Below are 6,956 nucleotides of genomic sequence, written 5' to 3'. Positions count from 1 at the left end.
CATATTTTTTCTTCAACAGTTAAATGGCCATTTATAATGAATTTTGTCAGTAACTGCCAGTTCTTTTCACTTGAGCGATGCAACAAAGCCATCCCAGTGTCGGCTACTTGGATGACACCATTTATTGTAAGGACTTACCTCACATTTACTCTATGATTATCTTTTTAGATCACCTTGTCTACCTATTTTGCCACTCTGCTGAACGGATACAATTTATTGCTATTTTTGTTTACAATAATAATATTGAGCTATAGAATTAGATCTAAAGGGGCAATTAGCTCAGCTGGTAGAGCATCTCGTTTACACCGAGGAGGTCGGCAGTTCAAGTCTGTCATTGCCCATTTGCTTAACTGAATGTTAGTATTATTAATTACTTCAATTAAAGTATAAAAAATGCAGGATAATATAGTACCAATCTCAATAGTAAAAGAGCTGGAAGATTCTTATCTCTCCTACGCAATGAGCGTTATCATAAGCCGGGCTATACCTGACGTGCGGGATGGATTTAAACCTGTTCACAGGCGCATATTATATGCAATGTCAAGAGCTGGATTCGATGCCGGTAAGCCATATAAAAAGGCAGCTCGTATAGTTGGGGATGTAATGGGGAAATATCACCCACATGGTGATGCAGCTATTTACGATTCCTTGGTTAGAATGGCCCAAGATTTCTCTCTTCTTTTACCACTTGTTGATGGGCAAGGTAACTTTGGTTCGATAGACGGAGATCCACCAGCTTCAATGCGATACACAGAAGCAAGACTTCAAAAAGTGTCGCACTTTTTACTGAATGATATTGATGAAGATACAGTTAATTTTAGGCCAAACTACGATGGAAATGAAACAGAACCAGTTGTGCTGCCTGCAGAGTTTCCGAATCTATTGGTAAACGGTGCAAGTGGTGTTGCAGTTGGTATGGCAACCAATATTCCTTCTCATAATCTTGGAGAAATAATAGATGCTTGTATATTATATGTAAATAATCCTGAAGTTACTTTGGATGAGTTACTTGAAGTGATGCCAGGGCCGGATTTTCCAACTGGGGGAACAATTCTTGGAAGGTCTGGAATAAGATCAGCATTTGCAACTGGTCGTGGATCAATTGTTGTGCAAGGCAAGACTCATATAGAAGATCTGCCACAAGATAGGCAAGCAATAGTGATTGATGAAATACCTTACCAGGTAAATAAAGTCAAATTAATTGAGAAGATAGGTGAGCTTGTAAAAGAAAAAAGAATTGATGGTATAACAGAAATTAGGGATGAGTCCGATAAGTCTGGTATTAGAGTAGTAATTGACCTCAGAAGAAATGCTGAAGCAAGTTTTATACTTAATCAAATATTGGGGCTAACTCCACTAAGAAGTAGTTTTAGTGTTAACACTTTAGTGCTCAATAACAACAGGCCTGCTTTGATGTCATTGAAAGAAATCATAGCTGCTTTTGTTGATTTTAGAAAAGAAGTATTAATCAGGAGAACAGAATTTCGTCTAAGAAAAACGAGGGAAAAAGCTCATATATATATAGGGCTCTACATTGCGGTCCTCAGCATAGATGAAGTGATAAAAATCATCCGCGGTGCAAAAGATCCTGCGGAAGCAAGTAGAGAACTTTTAAATAAAGAATGGAAAACTTCGAATGAAATCAATACTATTATCGAGTTGATTTCAGATAGCGCAAGCTTTTTGAAAGATGGAGTGTATAGATTAACTGAACTACAAATTAAAGCTATCCTTGATATGAAACTGCAGCGTTTAACAGGCCTTGAAAAAGACAAATTAGAAGCTGAGCTAAGTTCAATGATCAACCTGATAAAAGAATATATCGCTTTTCTTGGCTCAGAAGAGAAGTTGATGAAGGAAATAAAAAACAATCTACAAGAAATAAAGAACAGATTTGCTGTGCCGCGAAAAACCTCAATAGAGGAGTCAGATACGGACATTGAAGCTGAAGATCTAATTCCACAAGAGGATATGGTGATAACCGTAACTATGAATGGTTATATCAAGCGTGTGAAGCTTTCTCATTATAGAACTCAGCGTCGTGGTGGAAAAGGAAAGCTAGGACAGGGATTAAAAGAAGAAGACGTAATTACAGAATTATTTGTGACAAATACTCACACTAGCGTTTTGTTCTTCTCTAACATTGGTCGAGTTTATAGATTAAAAGTTTATAAGTTACCTCTTGCAGAGCCAACTGCACGTGGAAGAGCGCTTGTTAACATATTTCCGCTTAGCGATGGTGAAACTATAACTAATATCATGCCATTGCCAAGTGAAAATGACGAAAATCAAAACATAGTTTTTGCTACTGCCTATGGAAACATAAGGCGTAACTCTTTAGCGGATTTTCACTATATTCCAAGCAATGGAAAAATAGCAATAAAGCTCGATGAAGGAGACAAATTAATATTGGTTAAAGTATGCAATGCAATTGATCATGTTTTTCTTTCAACAAGATTCGGCAAAAGTATCAGATTTGTTGTAAGTGATGTGCGTCAATTTAAAAGTCGCAATTCAGATGGCGTAAGAGGTATCAAACTTGCAAAGAATGACAGCGTGATATCCATGACCATATTAAATGGGATAGGTGTAGCAACAGAAACAAAAGAACTTTACTTAAAAGTTCCACTTGCAAAAAGACTGGGAACTGCAATTAATAACTCTATTGATTCTAAATTGGAAAAGACTTTGAATGATTTAGGAATAGATAACGAATTATTCTTAAAACTTGCAGTGAATGAGGAGTTTATATTAACTATTACTGAAAATGGCTTTGGTAAAAGAACTTCTGCGTATGAGTATAGAATAACTAACAGGGGTGGTGTTGGTATCACCAATATTCTTACTACCAACAGAAACGGTAATGTTGTTGCTAGTTTTCCAGTTGAGCAGGGTGATAATATAATGCTTATTACAGATAAAGGAAAGTTAATTCGCATTTCAGTAAATGATATCAGAATTGCAGGACGTAGCACTCAGGGAGTAACTCTATTTAAAACAGAGAGTAGAGAAAAGGTGGTCTCAGTAGCAAAAGTTGAAGATCCTGATTCCACTGAAGATAGTATTTCTGAAGTTGAAAACTCTATCTCTTCTCAACTGTAGTACAGGTTAAACAAAAAGCGCAAGTTTTTGTTGATTAATACGCGGTATTTAAATTAAAACATATACTTATGGCTAAGTAAAGATCAATGGACAAAAATTTAACTAAAAATAAAAAACCACTGGCAAACAAAGAGGATAAAAAAACACCTCCTGTTAAAGATCTTACTAAAAATAAGAGTAGGAGAGATTTTATAACATTAACTACGTGCGCTATGGCGGGTATAGGAGCTGCAAGTGGACTTTGGCCACTGGTTAAGTCTATGAATCCTTCTGCTGAAGTTCTAGCAACTTCCACAGTGGAAGTGAATTTGTCTGGAATTCAGGAAGGACATGGAGTAAAAGTAAAGTGGCAAGGTAAACCAGTATTCATTCGTAGGCGCACAAAGCAAGAAATTGAGGCTGCAAGAGCTGTGAATGTGAAGAGCTTGAGGGATCCTCAATTAGATGAGCAGAGAGTATACGAAGGAAAAGACGAATGGTTAATCATGATCGGAATATGTACACATCTTGGGTGTGTACCGGTTGACCACGCTACAAGAGATGGTAATGGTTGGTTCTGTCCTTGCCACGGTTCATATTATGATACATCAGGCCGAGTGATTGGGGGTCCTGCACCAAAAAATATGGTTGTACCTGATTATTTTTTTCCCAGTGAGAATGTTGTAGTAATTGGCAAGAAGGCTTAACGGAACTCGTTAAAAAAAACTTACAGGATCAACATCTATTATCACTGCAATACTCGAATTCAAGTTACAATTTTTAATCCAATATTTCAGCTTTTTTTGTATGGATAGACTGTGCTTATTGTGTATTTTTAATAATACCCTATACCGATACTTATTATTTAAAAAATTTATTGCTGCTGGTGATGGGCCAAGAATTTCAAATTCCTTTTTGTCTACACCTACATTTTTTTCCTGGATACAAGTAGTTAAGCTACTTGGATGACAAAGAAGAGATTTTACTATTTCATTCGCTGCTTTTTGTGTTGCAATCTGATTCTTACCACAAATGATAAGCGCTATTAATCTGCTAAATGGTGGCATTTTGGCTTCACGTCTTGACTTAAGTTCAATTTCATAAAATGAGTCCCTTTTTTGATGCAGCAATGCTTTTATTATTGAACTTTCAGGATTATTGGTTTGCACTATTACCATTCCTTTTTCATTAAACCTTCCTGATCTGCCTGCAACTTGGTGCAATAATTGATACGTCTTTTCCGCTGCTCTCAAATCAGAATTTTCGAGGCTCAAATCTGCATTTATTACTCCAACCAAAGTTAATTTAGGAAAATTGTGCCCCTTAGCAATTATCTGTGTGCCGATTATAATGTTCACCTCTTCCTTTAACACTAAATCAATGATGTTACTAACCGACTTCTGATCGCTGCTTATCATCGCAGTTTTTGCGTTTGGTATTAATTTCACCATTTCTTCAAGCAACCTTTCAATTCCTATGCCGTAGAGGGACAATGGCTGTTCACTTTGGCAATTAGAGCATTTCTCTGGAAGTTTTAATTGATAAGAGCAATGATGGCACAAAAGAGCATTTTTTTTCTTGTGATATGTAAGCCAAACAGCACAATTTAAGCAGGAAATTTTATATCCACACTTTTTACAAATTGCCAGTTGTGCATACCCTCTGCGGTTTAGAAAAAGCATAACCTGCTGTTTTTTCTCTATGGTTTGTTTGATGCTTTCAAAAAGCTCAGAGGAGATCCATTGCTTGTTGTTCCTCATATCTACTACTTTAATGAGTGGCAATTCTGCACCACCAAATCGTTTAGTTAGCTTTACATGATTGTAATTCCCGTTTTTAACATGATGAATCGTTTCAAGCAGTGGAGTAGCTGATGATAAAATAATCGGAATATTTTCAAATTTGGCTAAGATTATCGCCATATCTCGAGCATTATATATAATTCCCTGTTCTTGTTTAAAAGATGAGTCGTGCTCTTCATCAACGATAATCAATTTTAGGTTTTTATAAGGCAAAAAAAGCGCTGACCGTGCACCAATAATTATCTGCGCATTTCCATTTGCTATATTGAGCCAATTATTCCGGCGAGTTTTTGGAGTGAGCCCTGAGTGCCATTCAACTAAGTTTTTTGATATCTGACCGCAAACACGATTTACCAATTGTGAAGTTAAAACAATTTCAGGTAGGAGGGTTAAAATTTGTGCATTACCCTCTCCTGGTGTCATTTCAACATATTCTGGTGTCATACTAGTACGTGGCAAAGACGGTATGCTAAATGTTACAGTGGGTTTTGCCTTGAGTACAAAGGTATCATTCCAGTGCTTGACACTGGAATCCAGGAATTTTGATTGTAAATTAGGTATTGGTCTTAAGTTAAAATAAACATTTGTAATGAGGTTATATGAAAAACTGGATCCCAGTGTCAAGCTACTCGGATAACACCCTCTTGGTAGACCCAAATCACAATGTTCGTACAGTTGTGTCTCTGGGCACTGGGATGGTAAAGTCTGAGCAGCATTTGGAACGGCAGTGTAATTCCTAATCAATTGTGCAATCACAGAGAGATAAACTTCGGTTTTTCCAGACCCGGTCTCACCGTCAAGCAAAGTCACTGAATATTCGTTCAAATTGCTGATTATTTTATCACTAGCTACCTGCTGTTCAGGACTCAATTTGCAGCTTATTTCACTTGTTTCCTGCTTTTGTTCAACACAAACCAATTTATCTATGTGATTTACTTTTAACACTCCTCCCATTATCACTTTGGCAAGCATACCAATAGGTATTAAATTGTATTGTGCAACCCACTCTGCAAATGCAATCAATTTTGGTCTAATATTTGGTAAATCGATTTTTTGCTCAATAAATTTTAATTCTCGGTTACTTTTATCACTGTATTTCCAAACTATTCCGATTAAGCGTTTTTTGCCAAATGGCACCACTACGTAATCTCCAAGTAAAATCTCAGTATTTTCCTCAATTGCATATGAAAATAACTGATCAATTGGAAGTGGTAGTAATACGTCAACTGTTTTTGCCATAGTGATTGAGTTTAACATTGTTTTAAAGAGCTTGTAACTTTATTAAGCTTGGCAATATAGATGAATCGGTACAGAGAAAATCTTAACGTTTAACACATTTTTCATAGTACAGACCGTATGATTGATAAATAAAATGATTTATAGAATTTGTGGAGGCTACCAATGGTCAACGACAAGATTACTTTGAACTTTGAAATAGAAAAAGGCGAACCTATAGATCGATACTACTTTTCTGCACATATAAAGCTTACAGATGAAAGCAAAAATCTTTTGCGGGAGAAGCTTGGCAGTACAATTCAATTCGATAATCTAGATGATCACTTCAATCTTAACCATGAGAATTTTTATATCTACTACAACAAATATAGTGAGCACAATGGTAGAAGTGAGCTACACGTTAGGGATGATAACGGTAAATATTTAACCTCCAATCTTCCACTTAATTACTATGGATTCTCAATGGAACTATCACCTGACGGAGCGTCAATTGCAGATTATGGTTTTTATCCTCTGTATGCAATCTATAACCCAAATCACTATGATAAAGCAAAGGAAAAAGTATTTGATGATCACGGTGAATTGTCACCAATTGCATCAAATGTGTTAGATAATTTTTTAAGCAACACAAATAGCTTAACCACACAAGATATATTACAAAATGTATTCTCACAACTGCAGAAGAAAGCTGATGAAGAAGCAGAAAGATTGGCAAGAGAAAGAGAAGCAGAAAGACAAAGGGAGGAAGAGTTATAGCATTTCTCATAATAGTCCGAACAGGTCATAGGAAGGCAGAATCAACAGCACGACGAAAGGATTCGAATAGAGGAATGTTTT

At 36.3% G+C, this 6,956-nt stretch carries 4 protein-coding genes and 1 tRNA gene; 4 read left to right on the top strand and 1 reads right to left on the bottom strand.

Going from position 1 to position 6,956, the window contains the following annotated elements; all coding sequences use genetic code 11:
• Positions 1-268: 268 nt before the first annotated feature.
• The 3 genes from OZD66_RS05600 (at position 269) to petA (ending at position 3,788) form a co-directional block, all read left to right on the top strand.
• Positions 269-341, top strand: a tRNA-Val gene (locus tag OZD66_RS05600).
• 52 nt (positions 342-393) lie between these two features.
• Entirely contained in the window at positions 394-3,102 is a 2,709-nt protein-coding gene (gene gyrA, locus OZD66_RS05595; RefSeq protein ID WP_182367775.1) for a DNA gyrase subunit A, read from the top strand.
• Positions 3,103-3,188: 86 nt separating this feature from the next.
• Positions 3,189-3,788, top strand: a complete 600-nt coding sequence (gene petA / locus OZD66_RS05590; RefSeq protein WP_182367772.1) for a ubiquinol-cytochrome c reductase iron-sulfur subunit — start codon at positions 3,189-3,191, stop codon at positions 3,786-3,788.
• Between the two features lie 9 nt (positions 3,789-3,797).
• On the opposite strand, the gene priA is transcribed toward petA, so the two are convergent.
• Positions 3,798-6,140, bottom strand: coding sequence for a replication restart helicase PriA (gene priA / locus OZD66_RS05585; RefSeq protein ID WP_182367769.1), 2,343 nt, complete (start codon positions 6,138-6,140; stop codon positions 3,798-3,800).
• A 144-nt stretch (positions 6,141-6,284) separates the two neighbouring features.
• Between priA and OZD66_RS05580 the strand changes: the two genes are divergently transcribed.
• Complete coding sequence (locus tag OZD66_RS05580; RefSeq protein ID WP_259348555.1) at positions 6,285-6,875, top strand: hypothetical protein; 591 nt, start codon at positions 6,285-6,287, stop codon at positions 6,873-6,875.
• Positions 6,876-6,956 lie beyond the last annotated feature (81 nt).

This window comes from Wolbachia endosymbiont of Drosophila baimaii (assembly GCF_028982185.1).
GTDB lineage: Bacteria > Pseudomonadota > Alphaproteobacteria > Rickettsiales > Anaplasmataceae > Wolbachia > Wolbachia pipientis.
The sequence above is the reverse complement of the archived record's forward strand: the minus strand, read 5'-3'. Positions and strand labels throughout refer to the sequence as shown.

Excerpts from the sequence above, each read along its gene's own strand:
- OZD66_RS05580 (WP_259348555.1), top strand. The coding sequence starts at position 6,285 with ATGGTCAACGACAAGATTACTTTGAACTTTGAAATAGAAAAAGGCGAA.
- priA (WP_182367769.1), bottom strand. The coding sequence starts at position 6,140 with ATGTTAAACTCAATCACTATGGCAAAAACAGTTGACGTATTACTACCA.
- petA (WP_182367772.1), top strand. The coding sequence starts at position 3,189 with ATGGACAAAAATTTAACTAAAAATAAAAAACCACTGGCAAACAAAGAG.
- gyrA (WP_182367775.1), top strand. The coding sequence starts at position 394 with ATGCAGGATAATATAGTACCAATCTCAATAGTAAAAGAGCTGGAAGAT.